The organism is Geodermatophilus sp. SYSU D01036 (assembly GCF_054050435.1).
The window spans coordinates 40,140-57,725 of record NZ_JBJGZJ010000024.1; the positions used below are offsets into that span (position 1 = coordinate 40,140).

A 17,586-nucleotide genomic window follows, 5' to 3' on the forward strand; every position below is an offset into this window, starting at 1 on the left:
CGGGGCGCACCGCTACGGCAGGACCGGCTCCCGCCGCGGCAGCGGCGCGGCGCCCGCGGCGGCCCGCGCGGTGCCGGCCCGGGCGGTGGAGTCGCGGGTGACCGCCTTGCGGTCGTACATGCGCAGGTCGGCGCGGTGCAGCAGGTCGGCGAAGACGACGCCGTCGGCGGGGCAGACGCTGACCCCGATGCTCGCGTCCACGTGCACCTCGGTGCCGTGCAGCGGCACCGGCCGGCGGATCGAGGCGGTGAGCTCGTCGGCGACCCGCCGCGCCTCCTCCAGCGCCGTCTCCGGCCGCAGGTCCGGCAGCGCGACGAGGAACTCGTCGCCGCCCAGGCGGGCCAGCAGGTCGCGGCGGCGGACCCGCTCGCGCAGCCGGCGGGCGACCACCTGCAGCAGCTCGTCGCCGGCGGCGTGGCCGAGCCGGTCGTTGACCGCCTTGAACCCGTCGAGGTCGACGAACAGCAGGCCGAGCGCGTCGCCGCGGGCGCGGGCCTCCCAGATCGCGGCCTCCACCTGCTCCTCCAGCCGGCGCCGGTTGGGCAGCCCGGTCAGCGGGTCGGTGTAGGCCAGCTCCTGGATGCGGGCCAGCGCGGCCGACGTGCGGTCGCGCTCGCGGACCAACGCCCGCTCGGCCTCCACGCGCGCGGTGACGTCCACCTGCACGCCGATGTACTGGACGACGGTGCCGTCGGCGTCGTGCACCGGGGCGAGGTGCAGCTCGTTCCACCACGGCGTCCGCCCGGGGCCGCGGACGTTGAGCAGCGTCTCCCGGCACGGCCGCCCGGCGTCGACCGCCGCGCGGACGCGGGCGACCGCGCCCGGGTCGGTGTCGGGGTGCTGCAGCAGCCGGCAGTTGCGGCCGAGGATCTCATCCGAGCTCAGGCCGGCCAGCTGCCGGAAGGCCTCGTTGGCGTAGACGATCGGCTGGTCGGGCAGCCGCATGTCGACGACGGTCACCCCGCTCGGCGTGGCCTCCAGCGCCCGCCGCAGCAGCACCTCCGCCTGCGTGCTGCCCACGGCCAGGCCGGCGGCCGCCGGGCTCGCCGCGGCCGCGGGAAGGGGTGCCGGGGCCACAGTCGGGACGGCGTCGCCGGCGCGCGGGGCCACCCGGGACAGCAGCGACGACGCCGCGCGGGACACCGTGGTGCGCTCGTAGGTGAGCGCGTACTCGAAGGTGCGCTCCAAGTCGGGGCCGTCGTCGCCGAGGTCGCGGGCCAGCAGCGCGGCGCTGAAGTGCGGGGACAGGACGGCGACGTCCCACTCGCCGCGGACCGGGTCGTCCTCGGCGAGGTGCGCGCCGCGCAGCCCGGGCAGCGGCTCCACCGGCAGGTCCTCGCCCAGGGCGCAGACGAAGCCGGTGCGCTCGACCAGGTCGCGGTAGCGCTGGGTGGTGGAGACGGTGAAGTGGCGGGCCTCCTGGAAGGTCGCGGCCACCACGCAGGTCTCGCCCAGGCGCAGGGCCTCCCGCTCCAGCTGCTTGGACAGCTCGATGAGCAGGGCCTTGGGCGCGCGGCGCAGCGGGACGTCGTCGGGCAGGCAGGCGAAGGGGGAGACCGCGCCGACCGCGCCGGTGGGCCGGCCGGCGCCGGGCAGCACCAGCTCGCCGACCGGCAGGTCCGGGGCGGCGCCCGGTCCGGGGCGGCCGAGGAACCAGCCCTGGCCGAGGGTGGCGCCCAGGCCCCGGGCGTAGGCCAGGTGCCCGGCGGTCTCGATGCCCTCGGCGAGCACCACGGCGCCGCTGCGCTCGGCGTAGGCGTTGACCGCGTTCATGATCTCGGCGATCGCGGGACCGGGGCGCTCCTGCACCAGGCGCAGGTCGAGCTTGACGACGTCGGGGCACAGCAGCGGCAGGAACGCCAGCGACATCGACTCGGCGCCGACGTCGTCGACGGCGATCGCCCAGCCCAGCTCCCGCACCCGCTCGACGGTGCGCAGCAGCTCGGCCGGCCGGGCCGCGATCGCCCGCTCGGTGATCTCCATGACCACCCGCAGGTCGCCGGGCGCGCCCTCGGCGATGGCGACGAGGTCGGCCAGCGGCGCGGTGTCGAGCACCTCGGGCTCGACGTTGACGAATACGGTCAGCGGCGCGACCAGCCCGCCGTCGACGGCGCCGCGGAAGGCGGCGGCCCGGCAGGCCTCGTCCAGCTCCGCGAGCCGGCCGGCGCCGCGGGCCGCGGCGAACAGCGCGTCGGGCCGCTCCAGCGGGCCGACCGGGCCGCGCGCCAGCGCCTCGTAGGCCACCACCCGCCCGGTGTCGATCTCGACGATGGGCTGGAAGACGCTGCGCACGCCGCGCAGGGCCTCGGCGAGGACGGGGTCGGATCCGGACGGCACCGGTGCCTCCTGGGGGCGGGTCACCTCCCGGGTGTCGGCCCCGGGCCCCCGGTCCGACACCCGGGCGTCCGCCCGGGTCCCCCGGGAGGGTCAGGCGGGCAGCGCGATGAGCACGACGGCGGCCGCCGCGACGGCGAGCCCGGCCTGCTGGGCCCCGGCCAGCCGCTCGCGCAGCACCACCTGCGCCAGCACGACCGTGCTCGCCGGGTACAGCGACGCCAGCACGCCGGTGACCGCCAGCTGCTCGCCGACCTGGGTGGCGACGAGGAACAGCGCGTTGGCCGTCATGTCGGCGACGCCGGCGAGCACCACGACCGGCAGCACCCGGCGGGACACGAGCAGCGACCGGCCCGACGCCAGCGCGAGCCCGCCGATCAGCAGCACCGACACCACGCGAGCGGCCAGCAGCGGGCTCAGTCCCGAGTCCTCGCCGGTGCGGTCCAGCAGCACGAAGAACAGCCCGAACCCGGCGCCGGCGGCCAGCGCCGGCCCCATGCTGGCCGGCCGGGCGGTGCGCAGGGAGGACAGCCCGCCCTCGGCCGCCACGAGCACCACCGCGACCAGCGCGAGCAGGATCCCCAGCGCGGCCAGCACGCCGATCCGCTCGCCGAGCAGCAGGCCGCCGACCACCGGCAGCGCGGCGGCCGACACCGCCGTCACCGGGGCCACCACGCTCATCACCCCGGTGGCCAGCGAGCGGTAGAACAGCAGCAGCCCGGCCCCGCCGGCGACGCCCGCGGCCGCGCCCCAGCCCAGGTCGGCGGGCGTGGGGCTGCCGCCGAGCCAGGGGAGCAGCAGTACGACGGCGACCAGCCCGGCGGCCTGCGACAGCGCGACGACGGCGGCCGCGGCGGCGCGGCGGCTGGCGATCCCCCCGCAGAAGTCGGCCATCCCGTAGACGACGGCCGAGGCCAGCGCCAGCACCATCGCCATCCGGTGCGCCTCCCGAGTCCTCGTCCCGCCGTCCCGCCGATCCTGACAGCCGGTGCCGACGCGGCCCCGCCCCGGGGGGGGGGGGGGGGGGGGGGGGGGGGGGGGGGGGGGGGGGGGGGGGGGGGGGGGGGGGGGGGGGGGCCGCCCCCCCCCCCCCCCCCCCCCCCCCCCCCCCCCCCCCCCCCCCCCCCGGAGGGTGCCGGCCGAGAACCCGGGGGCGGGGGAGACGGGGCGGCGGGCAGAATGGCCTCCCGTGTCCGGCGCCAACGACCCCTACGACCCCAAGCAGGTCGCGGCCCTGTCCGCCGAGGCCCTCGACGCCGCCGTCGCCGCGGCCCGCGAGGGCTTCGCGGGAGCGGGCGACCTCGAGGCGCTGGCCGCCGTGCGCCCGGCCCACCTCGGTGACCGCGCGCCCGTGCCGCTGGCCCGCCGCGAGCTCGGCGCGCTGCCGCCGGCCGCCCGCGCCGACGCCGGCAAGCGGGTGAACGCCGCGCGGGTCGCCGTCACCGAGGCCTACGAGACGCGCCGGGCCGAGCTCGAGGCCGAGCGCGACGCCCGGGCGCTGGCCGAGGAGCGGGTCGACGTCACCCTCCCCTGGGACCGCACCCCGCGCGGCGCCCGCCACCCGCTGACCACGCTGCAGGAGCGGATCGCCGACGTGTTCGTCGGCATGGGCTACGAGGTGGCCGAGGGCCCCGAGCTCGAGGCCGAGTGGCTCAACTTCGACGCGCTCAACATCGGCCGCGACCACCCGGCCCGCACGATGATGGACACCCTGTTCGTCGCCCCCGAGGACTCCGGCCTGGTGCTGCGCACGCACACCAGCCCGGTGCAGGCCCGCACGCTGCTGTCCCGGACGCCGCCGCTGTACGTCGTCGCGCCCGGGCGGGTCTACCGCACCGACGAGCTCGACGCGACGCACACCCCGGTCTTCCACCAGGTCGAGGGCCTGGCCGTCGACCGCGGGCTGACGATGGCGCACCTGCGCGGCACCCTCGACCACCTCGCGCGGGCGCTGTTCGGCCCCGAGGCGGTGACCCGCTGGCGGCCGTCGTACTTCCCGTTCACCGAGCCCTCGGCGGAGTTCGACGTCTGGTTCCCCGAGCACCGCGACGGCCCCCGCTGGGTCGAGTGGGGCGGCTGCGGGATGGTCAACCCGCGGGTGCTGGTCGCCTGCGGCGTCGACCCCGAGGAGTACAGCGGCTTCGCCTTCGGCATGGGCATCGAGCGGGCGCTGCAGTTCCGCTCGGGCGTCGGCGACATGCGCGACATCGTCGAGGGCGACGTCCGGTTCACGAGTGCGTTCGGAGTGGAGCTCTAGATGCGGGTCCCCGTCGGCTGGCTGGCCGAGTACGTCGACGTCCCCGCCGGGACCACCGTCGAGGACCTCGACGCCGCCTTCGTCCGGCTGGGCCTGGAGGTCGAGGAGGTCCACACCCCGGCCGAGGTCAGCGGCCCGCTGGTGGTCGGCCGGGTGCTGGAGATCGAGGAGCTCACCGGCTTCAAGAAGCCGATCCGGTGGTGCCAGGTCGACGTCGGCGAGGGCACCCCGCGCGGGATCGTCTGCGGCGCGAGCAACTTCGCGGTGGGGGACACCGTCGTCGTCGCGCTGCCCGGCGCCGTGCTGCCCGGCGGGTTCGAGATCGCCGCGCGGAAGACCTACGACCACGTCTCCGACGGGATGATCTGCTCGGTCCGCGAGCTCGGCATCGGCGAGGACCACGCCGGGATCCTGGTGCTGGGCGAGGGCTTCGAGCCCGGCGCCGACGCCCGCCCCGTCGTGGGCCTCGACGACGTCGTCGTCGAGCTCAACGTGACCCCCGACCGCGGCTACTGCCTGGCGATGCGCGGCGTCGCCCGGGAGATGGGCACCGGCCTGGGCGTCGCGTGGCGCGACCCGGGCGCGGCCGAGGTCCCCGCCTGGTCCGGCGAGCCGGCGTGGGAGGTGACCGTCGCCGACGCCGACCGCTGCGACCGGTTCTCGATGATCGCGCTGGAGGGCCTGGACCCGACCGCGCCCAGTCCGTGGTGGATGCGCCGCCGGCTCGCCCAGTCCGGCATCCGCTCCATCTCGCTGGCCGTCGACGTCACCAACTACGTGATGCTCGAGCTCGGTCAGCCGATGCACGCCTTCGACCGGGACGCGGTGACCGGCCCGATCGTCGTCCGCCGGGCCCGCGAGGGCGAGCGGCTGACCACCCTCGACGGCGCCGACCGGCAGCTGTCCGACGACGACCTGCTCATCACCGACGACACCGGCCCGATCGGGCTGGCCGCGGTGATGGGCGGCGCCTCGACCGAGATCGGCGACGGCACCACGGCCGTGCTGCTCGAGGCGGCGCACTGGGAGCCCACCGGCGTCGCGCGCACCGCCCGCCGGCACCGGCTGCCGAGCGAGGCCGCGCGCCGCTTCGAGCGCGGCGTCGACCCGGAGATGACCGTCCCCGCGCTGGCCCGCGCCGCGCGGCTGCTCGCCGAGCACGGCGGCGCGCGTGTCGTCGGCGCGCTGGTCGACGTCGACACCCGCGCCCCCCGCCCGTCGATCGCGCTGGACGCCGCGAGGCCCGGCCGGGTCTCCGGCGTGCCCTACTCGCCGGCCCAGGTGGTCGAGCTGCTCGGCGCGGTCGGCTGCGCGGTGGAGGCGGACGGCTCCTCCCTGACCGTCACCCCGCCGTCCTGGCGCCCGGACCTCACCGACCCGGCCGACCTCGTCGAGGAGGTCGTCCGGCTGGCCGGCTACGACGACGTCCCCTCGGTGCTGCCCACCGCCCCGCCCGGCCGCGGGCTCACCGAGACCCAGCGCCGCCGCCGCACGGTCGGCCGGGCGCTGGCCGAGGCCGGCTACGTCGAGGCGCCGTCCTACCCGTTCGTCGGCGCCCCGGCGCTGGACGCGCTCGGCCTCGCCGAGGACGACCCGCGCCGCCGGGTCGTGCTCGTGCGCAACCCGCTGTCGGAGGAGGAGCCGGCGCTGCGCACCACGCTGCTGCCCGGCCTGCTCGCGACCCTGGCGCGCAACCTCTCCCGCGGCCGGCGCGACGTCGCCCTGTTCGAGCACGGCGCGGTGTTCCCCGGCGACCGGCGCACCCCCGCGCCGCTGCCCGGCGTCGACCGCCGCCCGGACGACGACACCCTCGCCGCCCTGCTCGGCGCGGTGCCCGACCAGCCCTGGCACGTCGCCGTCGCGCTGGCCGGCCTGCGCGAGCCGCGCGGCTGGTGGGGCCCGGGCCGGGCCGCGGGCTGGGCCGACGCCGTGCAGGCCGCCCGGCTGGTGGCCGCCGCCGCGGGTGTCGAGCTGTTCGTCCGCCCCGGCGAGCAGGCGCCCTGGCACCCCGGCCGCTGCGCCGAGCTCGTGGTCGACGACCGGGTGGTCGGGTACGCCGGCGAGCTGCACCCGCGGGTGTGCGCCGCGCTGGACCTGCCGGCCCGCACCTCGGTCATGGAGCTCGACGTCGACGCGCTCCCGCCGGCGCCCGTCCCTGTGGGGCCGCGCATCTCGACGTTCCCGCCGGTCTTCCTCGACCTGGCCTTCGTCGTGCCCGACGAGATCACCGCCGCGCACGTCGAGTCGCTGGTCCGCGGGGGCGCGGGCGAGCTGTTCGAGGCGGTCCGCCTGTTCGACGTGTACTCCGGCCCGCCGGTCCCGGCCGGGTCGCGGTCGCTGGCGTACTCCCTGGTGCTGCGCGCGCCGGACCGCACGCTGACCGCCGAGGACGTCGCCCGGGTGCGCGAGGGCATCGTCGCCGTCGTCGAGCTGCAGGGCATCAGCCTGCGCAGCGGCGACTGATGGCGGACCTCACCGGCCTGGTCGCGCTCGTCACCGGGGCCTCGGCGGGCATCGGCCGGCACCTGGTCGAGGGGCTGGCCGCCCGGGGGGCCGCCGTCGCCGGCATCGCCCGCGGGCCCGAGCGGCTGCGGACGGCGATGGCCGAGGTCGCCGCCGCCACGGGCGCCCGCACCCTCGCGCTGCCCGCCGACGTCACCGACCGCACCGCCGTCGACGCCGCCGTCGGCGAGGTGGTCCGCGAGCTCGGCCCGGTCGGGCTGCTGGTGAACAACGCCGGCCTCGTCGACGCCGCCGAGGTGCCGCTGTGGGAGGCCGACCCCGACCAGTGGTGGCAGGTCGTGGAGAGCCAGGTGCGCGGGCCGTTCCTCGTCGCCCGCGCCGTGCTGCCCGGGATGGTCGCCGTCGGCGGCGGCCGGGTGGTCGACCTGGCCAGCGGGATCGGCACCCGCGTCAACCCGCACTACAGCGCGTACTCGGCGGGCAAGACGGCGCAGATGCGGATCACCGAGGCGATCGACCTGGCCGGCGCCGCGCACGGCGTGCGGGCGTTCGACCTGGCGCCGGGCGTCGTCGACACCGCGATGACCCGCGCCATGGCGATGCACGAGGGCCGCACCGAGTGGACCCGGCCCGAGGACGTCGTCGACCTGGTGGTGGCGATCGCCGCCGGGGAGCTGGACCAGTGGTCGGGTCGGTTCTTCCGCGCCGGCGTCGACGACCTCGACACCCTCCGCGCCACCACGCCGACCGACGACGCCCGGCGGCTGCGGCTGCTCCCGTACGGCGACGGCGACCCGCTGGCCTGACCTCCCTCGCCCGTGCGCGCTCGTGCTCTGCCCCCGATCGGGGGCAGAGCACGAGCGCGCACGCGGGCACGTCGGGCACCCGGCCATGAAAGGTCATGCACGGACCTGTATGGTCATGCATCGTGAACACAGGGCAGACGTGGACGGTCGGGGTCACCGGCGCCACCGGGTACGCGGGGGGAGAGGTGTGCCGGCTGCTGGCCGGGCATCCGCACCTCCGCCTGGCCGGGGTGCACGCGAACAGCAGCGCCGGCCGACGCCTGGGTGAGCTGCAGCCGCACCTGCTGCCCTTCGCCGACCTCGAGGTCCGGCCGAGCGCGCCCGAGGACCTCGCCGGCTACGACGTCGTGTTCCTCGCGCTCCCGCACGGGGAGTCGGCCGCGATCGCCGCGCAGCTGTCCCCGGACACCCTGGTCATCGACTGCGGCGCCGACCACCGGCTGCAGGACCCGGCCGCCTGGGCCCGCTGGTACGGCGGCGACCACGCCGGGTCGTGGCCCTACGGCCTGCCCGAGCTGCCCGGCCAGCGGGAGCGGCTGGCCGGCGCGCGGCGGATCGCCGTCCCCGGCTGCTACCCCACCTCGGTCACCCTCGCGATGGCCCCGGCGCTCGCCGCCGGGCTGGTGGAGCCGGACGTCGTCGTGGTCGCCGCCTCCGGCACCTCCGGCGCGGGCAAGGCGGCCAAGCCGCACCTGCTCGGCAGCGAGGTGATGGGCTCGGTCAGCGCCTACGGCGTCGGCGGTGTGCACCGGCACACCCCCGAGATGGCGCAGACGCTGGGTGCGGCCGCCGGGGAGCCGGTGCGGATCAGCTTCACCCCGACCCTGGTGCCGATGAGCCGGGGCATCCTCGCCACCTGCTCGGCGCCGCTGCGGCCCGGGACCGACGCCGACGCCGCGCGGGCCGCCTACCAGAAGGCCTACGCCGACGAGCCGTTCGTGCACCTGCTGCCCGAGGGCCAGTGGCCGACGACGGCGCAGGTGCTCGGCGCCAACACCGTCGCGGTGCAGGTCGCCGTCGACCCGGACGCCGGCCGGCTGGTCGTCGTCGCCGCGGTCGACAACCTCACCAAGGGCACCGCCGGCGGCGCCGTCCAGAGCGCCAACATCGCCCTCGGGCTGCCCGAGACCGCGGGCCTGCCGCTGGTGGGGGTGGCCCCGTGAGCGTCACCGCACCGCAGGGCTTCCGGGCCGCCGGCGTCGCGGCCGGGCTCAAGAGCACCGGCGCGGCCGACGTCGCGCTGGTCGTCAACGACGGGCCGCAGGACGCCGCCGCCGCCGTCTTCACCACCAACCGCTTCCCGGCCGCGCCGGTGCAGTGGAGCCGCCAGGTGCTGGCCACCGGCCGGCTGCGGGCGGTGGTGCTCAACTCCGGCGGTGCCAACGCCTGCACCGGCCCCGAGGGCTTCCAGGACACCCACGCCACCGCCGAGCACGCCGCGGCCGAGCTGGGCCGTGCTGGTCTGGAGGTCGGCGCGATCGACGTCGCGGTCGCCTCCACCGGCCTGATCGGCGTCCGGCTGCCGATGGACAGGCTGCTGCCCGGGGTCACCGACGCGGCGAAGGCGCTGTCGGCCGACGGCGGTCCCGACGCCGCCCGGGCGATCATGACCACCGACTCGGTGCCCAAGACGACGGTCGTCGAGCGGGACGGCTGGTCGGTCGGCGGGATGGCCAAGGGCGCCGGCATGCTCGCGCCGAGCCTGGCCACGATGCTCGTCGTCCTCACCACCGACGCCGCCGTCGACCCGGCCGTGCTGCAGGACGCGCTGAAGACCGCCACCGGCGTCAGCTTCGAGCGGGTCGACTCCGACGGCTGCCTGTCCACCAACGACACGGTCGTGGCGATGGCCAACGGCGCCAGCGGGGTCGGCCCGGCCGCGGAGGAGGTCGCCGAGGCGCTCACCGCCGCGGCCACCGACCTGGCCATGCAGCTGCTCGCCGACGCCGAGGGCTCGACCAAGGACATCGCGATCACCGTGCGCAACGCGGCGAGCGTCGAGGACGCGCTCACCGCCGGCCGGGCCTGCGCGCGCAACAACCTGCTCAAGACGGCGCTGTTCGGCAACGACCCCAACTGGGGCCGGGTGCTCGCGGCGATCGGCACCACCGACGCCGCGTTCGAGCCCGACCGCGTCGACGTGACCATCAACGGCGTCACCGTCTGCCGGGGCGGCGCGATCGGCGACCCGCGCGAGGGCGTCGACCTCACCGGCCGGGCCATCACCATCGACGTCGACCTCGGCGCCGGCACCGAGCAGGCGACGATCTGGACCAACGACCTGTCCATCGCCTACGTGCACGAGAACTCGGCCTACTCGACGTGAGCACCCACCCGAACACTCACGAGGACCCCACCCCGCCCGACGTCCGGGTCGACGAGGCGCCCCCGGCGCGCCGGCGGATCGGCACCGCCCGGGTCATGCGCACCTACGACCCGGAGGGCGACGCCCGCAAGGTCGCCGTCCTCACCGGCGCGCTGCCGTGGCTGCGCGAGTTCCACGGCAACGTCGTGGTGATCAAGTACGGCGGCCACGCGATGGTCGACGAGGAGTGCCGCCGGGCCTTCGCCGAGGACATGGTGTTCCTCCGGACCTGCGGCATCCTGCCCGTCGTCGTCCACGGCGGCGGCCCGCAGATCACCGAGATGCTCGGCCGGCTCGGCATCGAGAGCGAGTTCCGCGGCGGCCTGCGGGTGACCACCGACGAGACCGTCGAGGTGGTCCGCATGGTGCTCACCGGCCAGGTCACCCCGGAGGTTGTCGGGCTGGTCAACCAGCACGGCCCGCTCGCGGTCGGCCTGTCCGGGGAGGACGGCGGCCTGTTCACCGCCGAGCGCACCCAGGCGCTGGTCGACGGGCAGCCGGTCGACGTCGGCCGGGTCGGGGACGTCGTCGCCGTCGACCCGACGCCGGTCACCGCGCTGCTGGAGTCCGGGAAGATCCCGGTCGTCGCCACGGTCGCGCCCGACCGCGACGGCGTGGTGCACAACGTCAACGCCGACACCGCCGCCGCCGCGCTCGCCGTGGCGCTCGGCGCGGTGAAGCTCGTCGTCCTCACCGACGTCGAGGGCCTCTACGCCGACTGGCCCGACCGCGACTCGCTCGTGCAGCAGATCGACGCCGCCGAGCTCGCCGAGATCCTCCCCGACCTGGACGCCGGGATGATCCCGAAGATGGCCGCCTGCCTGCGGGCGGTCGAGGGCGGGGTGAAGCGGGCGACCGTCGTCGACGGCCGGACGCCGCACGCCCTGCTGCTGGAGATGTTCACCACCGAGGGCACCGGGACGATGGTCGTCCCCGCCCACACACTGAGCGGAGAGGAGCCGGCATGACCCACACGGAGGAGCTGGCCACCCGCTGGTCGGCCGTGATGATGGGCAACTACCGCACCCCGCCGGTCGCGCTCGCGCGCGGCGCGGGCGCCACCGTCTGGGACGTCGACGGCCGCGAGTACACCGACCTGCTCGGCGGCATCGCGACGACGATCCTCGGGCACGCCCACCCGAGGGTGGTCGAGGCGATCACCGAGCAGGCGCAGACCCTCGGGCACGTCTCCAACCTGGCGATGCACGAGCCCGGCGTGACCCTGGCCGAGCGGCTGCTGGAGCTGGCCGGCCGGCCCGGGCGGGTGTTCTTCTGCAACTCCGGCGCCGAGGCCAACGAGGCCGCGTTCAAGATCAGCCGGCTCACCGGGCGGCCCGAGGTGGTCACCGCCGAGGGCGCCTTCCACGGCCGCACGATGGGCGCGCTCGCGCTCACCGGCCAGCCGTCCAAGGCCGCCGCGTTCGCCCCGCTGCCCGGCGGCGTCCGGTACGTGCCCTACGGCGACGCCGACGCGCTGGCCGGCGCGGTCGGTGAGCAGACGGCGATGGTGCTGCTCGAGCCGCTGCTCGGGGAGGGCGGCGTGCAGCCCCCGCCGCCGGGCTACCTCGCCGCCGCCGCCCGCACCGCCGCCGACGCCGGCGCGCTGTTCGCCGTCGACGAGGTGCAGACCGGCACCGGCCGCACCGGCCACTGGTTCGCCCACCAGGCGGACGGCCTCCAGCCGGACCTCGTCACCATGGCCAAGGCGCTCGGCGGCGGCCTGCCGATCGGCGCCACGCTCGCCTTCGGCGAGGCCGCGGAGCTCATGACCGCCGGCTCGCACGGCTCCACGTTCGGCGGCAACCCGATCGCCTGCGCCGCCGCGCTCGCCGTCCTCGACACGATGCGCGACGAGGGTCTGCTGGAGCGCGCCAAGGAGCTCGAGCACCGGTTCACCGCCGGCATCGAGGGCCTCGGTCACGCCGGGATCGCCGGGGTGCGGGGGAGGGGCGCGCTGCTCGGCGTCGTCCTCACCGTCCCGGCCGCCGCGGCGCTGGAGGCGCAGCTGCGCGCCGCCGGCTTCCTCACCAACGCCGTCGCCCCCGACGTGCTCCGCCTGGCGCCCTCCCTGGTCCTCACCGACGCCCAGGTCGACGCCTTCGTCGCCGCGCTGCCGGCCGCCCTCGACACCGCCCTGCAGGAGACCGACCAGTGACCCGGCACCTCACCCGCGACGACGACCTCACCCCCGACGAGCAGGCCCAGGTCCTCGCGCTCGCCGCCGAGCTCAAGCGCACCCGGCACACCGACGCCGCGCCCACCCCGCTGCGCGCCGCGAACGGCGTGCCCCGTGCGGTGGCCGTGCTGTTCGACAAGCCCTCCACCCGCACCAGGGTGTCGTTCTCGGTCGGCGTCGCCGAGCTCGGCGGGTACCCGCTGGTGATCGACGCCGGGTCCAGCCAGCTCGGCCGCGGCGAGCCGGTGGAGGACACCACCCGCGTGCTCGACCGGCAGGTCGCCGCGATCGTGTGGCGCACCTTCGGCCAGGACCGGCTGGAGACCATGGCCGCCACCAGCCGCGTGCCGGTGGTCAACGCGCTCACCGACGACTTCCACCCCTGCCAGATCCTCGCCGACCTGCAGACGGTGGCCGAGCACAAGGGCTCGCTGGCCGGCCGGTCGCTGACCTACCTCGGCGACGGCGCCAACAACATGGCGCACTCCTACCTGCTCGGCGGCGCCACCGCGGGTATGCACGTGCGGATCGGCTCGCCCGAGGAGTACCAGCCGGCGCCCGACGTCCTGAAGCGGGCGGCGGAGATCGCCGCCGAGACCGGCGGCTCGGTGCAGTGGACCGCCGACGCCGCGGCCGCCGCCGACGGCGCCGACGTCCTCGCCACCGACACCTGGGTCTCGATGGGCCAGGAGGACGAGTACGACACCCGTGTCGCGCCGTTCCTGCCCTACGCGGTCGACGACGCCGCGCTGGCCCGCGCCGCCGACGACGCCCTCGTCCTGCACTGCCTGCCGGCCTACCGCGGCAAGGAGATCGCGGCCGAGGTGATCGACGGCCCGCAGAGCGTCGTCTGGGACGAGGCGGAGAACCGGCTGCACGCGCAGAAGGCCCTGCTGACCTGGCTGCTGGAGCGATCGGGATGACGGGAGCGCTGACCCGGTCGGCGCGGCAGGCCCGCATCGCCGAGCTCATCGCCGCCCGGCCGGTGACCTCGCAGACCCAGCTCGCCGCGCTGCTGGCCGAGTCGGGCGTCGAGGTCACCCAGGCCACGCTCTCGCGCGACCTGGAGGAGCTCGGCGCGGTCAAGCTGCGCGGCTCCGACGGCGCCCCGGCGTCCTACGTGCTGCCGCCGGAGAACGCCCCGCTGCGCCCCGCGCAGGCCGCCCCCGCCCGGCTGACCCGGCTGCTCGGGGACCTGCTCACCAGCGCCGAGGGCAGCGCCAACCTGGCGGTGCTGCGCACCCCGCCCGGCGCCGCGCAGTTCCTCGCCTCGGCGCTGGACAAGGTGGGCCTGCCCGACGTCCTGGGCACCATCGCCGGGGACGACACCCTGCTCGTCGTCTCGCGCGACCCCGACGGCGGCGCGGCGCTGGCGCAGCGCCTGCGGTCGCTGGCCGGCCGCGCGCCCGGCGAGCCGCCCCACCTGACCGACGAGACCGACGACCCCGCTGGAGGATCAGCCCCGTGACCGACCCGACCGCCCCCGCCTCGCAGACCCGGCTCTGGGGCGGCCGCTTCGGCGGCGGGCCGTCGCCGGCCATGGCGGCGCTGTCGAAGTCGACCGACGTCGACTGGCGGCTGGCCCCCTACGACCTGGCCGGCTCCCGTGCGCACGCCCGGGTGCTGCACCGCGCCGGGCTGCTCGCCGACGACGAGCTCGAGCAGATGCTGCGCGCGCTCACCGAGCTCTCCGCCGAGGTCGCCGCCGGCACCTTCGCGCCGGTCGAGGCCGACGAGGACGTGCACGAGGCGCTCGAGCGCGGCCTGATCGCCAAGCTCGGCACCCTCGGCGGCAAGCTGCGCGCCGGCCGGTCCCGCAACGACCAGGTCGCCACCGACCTGCGGCTGTACCTGCGGCACAACGTGCGCGCCCTGGTCGGCGAGCTGGCCTCGCTGGAGTACGCGCTCACGGGGCTGGCCGAGCGGTACCTCGAGGTTCCCGCGCCCGGCATGACCCACCTGCAGCACGCCCAGCCGGTGCTCGTCAGCCACCAGCTGCTCGCGCACGCGCACGCCTTCGCCCGCGACGTCGACCGGCTGCTCGACTGGGACCGCCGCGCCGCCGTCAGCCCGCTCGGCTCCGGCGCGCTGGCCGGCTCCTCGCTGCCGCTGGACCCCGACGCCGTCGCCGCCGAGCTCGGCTTCGACCGGGCCGCGGAGAACTCGATCGACGCGGTCAGCGACCGCGACTTCGCCGCGGAGTTCTGCTTCGCCGCCGCGATGGTCGGCGTCCACCTGTCCCGGCTGGGGGAGGAGGTCGTGCTCTGGACCTCGACCGAGTTCGGCTGGGCCCGCCTCGACGACGCCTGGGCGACCGGGTCGTCGATCATGCCGCAGAAGAAGAACCCCGACATCGCCGAGCTGGCGCGCGGCAAGTCCGGCCGGTTCGTCGGCAACCTCACCGGCCTGCTCACCATGCTCAAGGGCCTGCCGCTGGCCTACGACCGCGACCTGCAGGAGGACAAGGAGCCGGTCTTCGACTCCCTCGAGCAGCTGCTGCTCCTGCTGCCCGCGGTCACCGGCATGGTCGCCACGCTCACGCTGCGCCCGGAGGTGCTCGAGGCCGCCGCGCCGCAGGGCTTCGCGCTGGCCACAGACGTCGCCGAGTGGCTGGTCAAGAACGGCGTGCCGTTCCGGTCGGCGCACGAGATCTCCGGCGAGATGGTCGCCGTCTGCGAGGCCGCGGGCCTGGAGCTCGACCAGCTCGACGACGACCAGCTCGCCGGCATCGACGAGCGGCTCACCCCCGCCGTCCGCGAGGTGCTGTCGGTGCAGGGTGCCCTGGCCGCCCGGGACACCCGCGGCGGGACGGCGCCCGCGCGGGTCGCCGGCCAGCTCGCCGCGCTCAAGGACGTCGTCGCCGCGCACGGCCGCTGGTCGGCCGACTCGCCCGTGGCGGCCGCGCTCTGAGCCCGCCTGGCCGCCTGCTGACGGCAGAGGAGCTGCTCGGGCCGGTCGACGACGTCGCCCCGGCGCTGCTGGGCTGCTGGGTGGTCACCGACCGTCCGGAGGGGACCGTCGCCGTCCGGCTCACCGAGGTCGAGGCGTACTCGGGGGAGGGGGAGGACCCGGCGTCGCACGCGCACCGCGGCCCGACCCCGCGCGCGGCGATCATGTTCGGCCCGCCCGGGCGGCTGTACGTGTACTTCAGCTACGGCGTGCACTGGTGCGCCAACGTCGTCGTCGGTCCCGCCGGCCGCGGCTCGGCGGTGCTGCTGCGCGCCGGCGAGGTGGTCGTGGGGGAGGACGTCGCGGCGCTGCGCCGTCCCTCCGCCCGCGTGCTCCGGGACCTGGCCCGCGGCCCGGCGCGGCTGACCGCGGCGCTGGCGATCGGGCCGGACGACGGCGGCGCCGACGTCCTGGACCCGGCCTCGCCGGTGCGGCTGCACGCGGGGAAGCGGCCGGACGCCGTCTCGGCCGGGCCCCGGGTCGGGATCAGCCGGGCCACCGAGCTGCCGTGGCGGTTCTGGGAGACCGGGGCGCCGTCGGTGAGCGTCTTCCGCCCGGGTGGCCAGCGCCGCCGCCGCGCCGCCGGGCAGACTGGTACCTCGTGACCTCCTCCGTCCTCGACGAACTGCAGCGCCGCGGGCTCATCGCCCAGACCACCGACGAGGACGCCCTGCGCGCCCACCTCGCCGAGGGACCGGTCACCTACTACTGCGGCTTCGACCCCACCGCGCCGAGCCTGCACGTCGGGCACCTGGTCCAGGTGATGGTGCTGCGGGCGCTGCAGCGCGCCGGCCACCACCCGGTGGTCCTCGTCGGCGGCGCCACCGGCCTCATCGGCGACCCGCGGCCGACCGCCGAGCGGCAGCTCAACGACCGCTCCACCGTGGCCGGCTGGGTGGACAGCATCCGCCGCCAGCTGGCGCCCTTCCTCGACCGGCCCGCCGAGCAGGAGAACCTGCCCGCGCCGGTCTACGTGGACAACCTCACCTGGACCGAGCCGCTGTCGGCCATCGACTTCCTCCGCGACCTCGGCAAGCACTTCCGGGTCGGCCGGATGCTCGCCAAGGAGGCGGTGTCCGCGCGGCTGAACTCCGAGGCCGGCATCAGCTACACCGAGTTCAGCTACCAGATCCTCCAGGCGCACGACTTCCTGCAGCTGTTCCGCCGACACGGCGTCACGCTGCAGACCGGCGGCTCGGACCAGTGGGGCAACCTGACCGCCGGCATCGACCTGGTCCGCCGGGTGGAGGGGACCTCGGTGCACGCGCTGTCCACCGTGCTGGTCACCAAGTCCGACGGGCAGAAGTTCGGCAAGAGCGAGGGCGGCACCGTGTGGCTCGACCCCGCGCTCACCTCGCCCTACGCCTTCTTCCAGTTCTGGCTCAACGCCGACGACGCCGACGCGCTCACCTGGCTGCCGCAGTTCTCCGAGCGGCCGGCCGAGGAGGTCGAGGCGGTCCTGGCCGAGAGCCGGGAGCGCCCGGCGTCGCGCGCGGCGCAGCGGGCCCTGGCCGAGGAGCTGACCGCGCTGGTCCACGGGCCCGAGGAGCTCCGCCAGGCCGAGGCGGCCGGGCGCGCGCTGTTCGGCCGGGACGACCTGACGGCGCTCGGCGCCGACACCCTCGGCGCGGCCCTGCGGGAGGCCGGCAGCGTCACCGTCGACGGCACGACGCCGACCGTCGCCCAGCTGCTCCAGCAGACGGGGCTCGTCTCGAGCCTGTCCGAGGCCCGCCGGACGGTGAAGGAGGGCGGCGCCTACCTGAACAACGAGCGGGTGACCGACGCCGACGCGGTCCCGGGCGAGGAGGCCTGGCTGCCGGGCGGCTGGCTGGTGCTGCGCCGTGGCAAGCGGTCCGTCGCCGGGGTGCAGCGCGTCGGGCACTGAGGACCTCCTGCGGGGTCAACGCCACGTGACACGCCGGTTCCGGAACGGTGTCTGGCGTCACGGCCCAGACGGTTTGACACGCTCCCGACAGGCACGTAACTTTCTCTCTGCGCGCCGCACGGCCCGGGAGGGCCGGAGCGGAGGACCCCTCGAGGGAACACTCCGGGCGGGCGCAGGGTTGGACAACAAGCCTCCAGCAGAACCCGAGAGGGTCGAGTTGGTGTGCGTCCGCTCCTTGAGAACTCAACAGCGTGCCGAAAGTCAGTGCCAAGTAACAAACCCCCGGCGCTGCACCGTGTGGTGGAGCGCAGGGATTCCTTTGGTTGATGGATATCGCGATCTGTCAGGTCG

General features: G+C 76.4%; 14 protein-coding genes. 12 read left to right on the forward strand and 2 right to left on the reverse strand.

What is annotated here, in order from left to right:
• Positions 1-12: 12 nt before the first annotated feature.
• Both ACI8AR_RS19520 and ACI8AR_RS19525 read right to left on the reverse strand, forming a co-directional pair.
• Positions 13-2,337 carry a diguanylate cyclase domain-containing protein gene (locus ACI8AR_RS19520; protein WP_457052470.1) on the reverse strand — a complete coding sequence of 775 codons (2,325 nt, stop codon included), beginning with the start codon at positions 2,335-2,337 and terminating at the stop codon, positions 13-15.
• A gap of 90 nt (positions 2,338-2,427) precedes the next feature.
• Positions 2,428-3,270, reverse strand: coding sequence for an EamA family transporter (locus ACI8AR_RS19525; RefSeq protein ID WP_457052471.1), 843 nt, complete (start codon positions 3,268-3,270; stop codon positions 2,428-2,430).
• Between the two features lie 253 nt (positions 3,271-3,523).
• Between ACI8AR_RS19525 and pheS the strand changes: the two genes are divergently transcribed.
• The 12 genes from pheS (at position 3,524) to tyrS (ending at position 17,235) form a co-directional block, all read left to right on the forward strand.
• A complete protein-coding gene (pheS, locus tag ACI8AR_RS19530) occupies positions 3,524-4,591 on the forward strand; it encodes a phenylalanine--tRNA ligase subunit alpha (RefSeq protein ID WP_457052472.1) in 1,068 nt (355 codons plus the stop codon).
• A complete protein-coding gene (pheT, locus tag ACI8AR_RS19535; RefSeq protein ID WP_457052473.1) occupies positions 4,592-7,054 on the forward strand; it encodes a phenylalanine--tRNA ligase subunit beta in 2,463 nt (820 codons plus the stop codon).
• A complete protein-coding gene (locus ACI8AR_RS19540) occupies positions 7,054-7,860 on the forward strand; it encodes an SDR family NAD(P)-dependent oxidoreductase (RefSeq protein WP_457052474.1) in 807 nt (268 codons plus the stop codon). Before pheT ends, ACI8AR_RS19540 begins: the two co-directional genes overlap by 1 nt.
• 122 nt (positions 7,861-7,982) lie before the next feature.
• Positions 7,983-9,023: an N-acetyl-gamma-glutamyl-phosphate reductase gene (argC, locus tag ACI8AR_RS19545; protein ID WP_457052475.1), complete on the forward strand. Its 1,041-nt coding sequence runs from the start codon at positions 7,983-7,985 to the stop codon at positions 9,021-9,023.
• Entirely contained in the window at positions 9,020-10,186 is a 1,167-nt protein-coding gene (gene argJ, locus ACI8AR_RS19550; RefSeq protein WP_457052476.1) for a bifunctional glutamate N-acetyltransferase/amino-acid acetyltransferase ArgJ, read from the forward strand. The genes argC and argJ overlap by 4 nt, the downstream gene beginning before the upstream one ends.
• Complete coding sequence (gene argB, locus ACI8AR_RS19555; RefSeq protein ID WP_457052477.1) at positions 10,183-11,193, forward strand: acetylglutamate kinase; 1,011 nt, start codon at positions 10,183-10,185, stop codon at positions 11,191-11,193. Before argJ ends, argB begins: the two co-directional genes overlap by 4 nt.
• Positions 11,190-12,380: an acetylornithine transaminase gene (locus ACI8AR_RS19560; RefSeq protein ID WP_457052478.1), complete on the forward strand. Its 1,191-nt coding sequence runs from the start codon at positions 11,190-11,192 to the stop codon at positions 12,378-12,380. Before argB ends, ACI8AR_RS19560 begins: the two co-directional genes overlap by 4 nt.
• Positions 12,377-13,324 carry an ornithine carbamoyltransferase gene (argF, locus tag ACI8AR_RS19565; RefSeq protein WP_457052479.1) on the forward strand — a complete coding sequence of 316 codons (948 nt, stop codon included), beginning with the start codon at positions 12,377-12,379 and terminating at the stop codon, positions 13,322-13,324. Before ACI8AR_RS19560 ends, argF begins: the two co-directional genes overlap by 4 nt.
• Positions 13,321-13,869, forward strand: coding sequence for an arginine repressor (locus ACI8AR_RS19570; protein ID WP_456930461.1), 549 nt, complete (start codon positions 13,321-13,323; stop codon positions 13,867-13,869). Before argF ends, ACI8AR_RS19570 begins: the two co-directional genes overlap by 4 nt.
• Entirely contained in the window at positions 13,866-15,311 is a 1,446-nt protein-coding gene (gene argH, locus ACI8AR_RS19575) for an argininosuccinate lyase (protein WP_456939143.1), read from the forward strand. The genes ACI8AR_RS19570 and argH overlap by 4 nt, the downstream gene beginning before the upstream one ends.
• A gap of 17 nt (positions 15,312-15,328) precedes the next feature.
• Entirely contained in the window at positions 15,329-15,955 is a 627-nt protein-coding gene (locus ACI8AR_RS19580) for a DNA-3-methyladenine glycosylase (RefSeq protein WP_457052482.1), read from the forward strand.
• A complete protein-coding gene (gene tyrS / locus ACI8AR_RS19585) occupies positions 15,952-17,235 on the forward strand; it encodes a tyrosine--tRNA ligase (RefSeq protein WP_457052480.1) in 1,284 nt (427 codons plus the stop codon). The genes ACI8AR_RS19580 and tyrS overlap by 4 nt, the downstream gene beginning before the upstream one ends.
• Positions 17,236-17,586 lie beyond the last annotated feature (351 nt).

What these genes read in the sequence shown, in the direction of transcription:
- ACI8AR_RS19525 (WP_457052471.1), bottom strand. Translation starts at nt 3,270, where the DNA reads ATGGCGATGGTGCTGGCGCTGGCCTCGGCCGTCGTCTACGGGATGGCC.
- pheT (WP_457052473.1), top strand. Translation starts at nt 4,592, where the DNA reads ATGCGGGTCCCCGTCGGCTGGCTGGCCGAGTACGTCGACGTCCCCGCC.
- ACI8AR_RS19560 (WP_457052478.1), top strand. Translation starts at nt 11,190, where the DNA reads ATGACCCACACGGAGGAGCTGGCCACCCGCTGGTCGGCCGTGATGATG.
- ACI8AR_RS19540 (WP_457052474.1), top strand. Translation starts at nt 7,054, where the DNA reads ATGGCGGACCTCACCGGCCTGGTCGCGCTCGTCACCGGGGCCTCGGCG.
- ACI8AR_RS19570 (WP_456930461.1), top strand. Translation starts at nt 13,321, where the DNA reads ATGACGGGAGCGCTGACCCGGTCGGCGCGGCAGGCCCGCATCGCCGAG.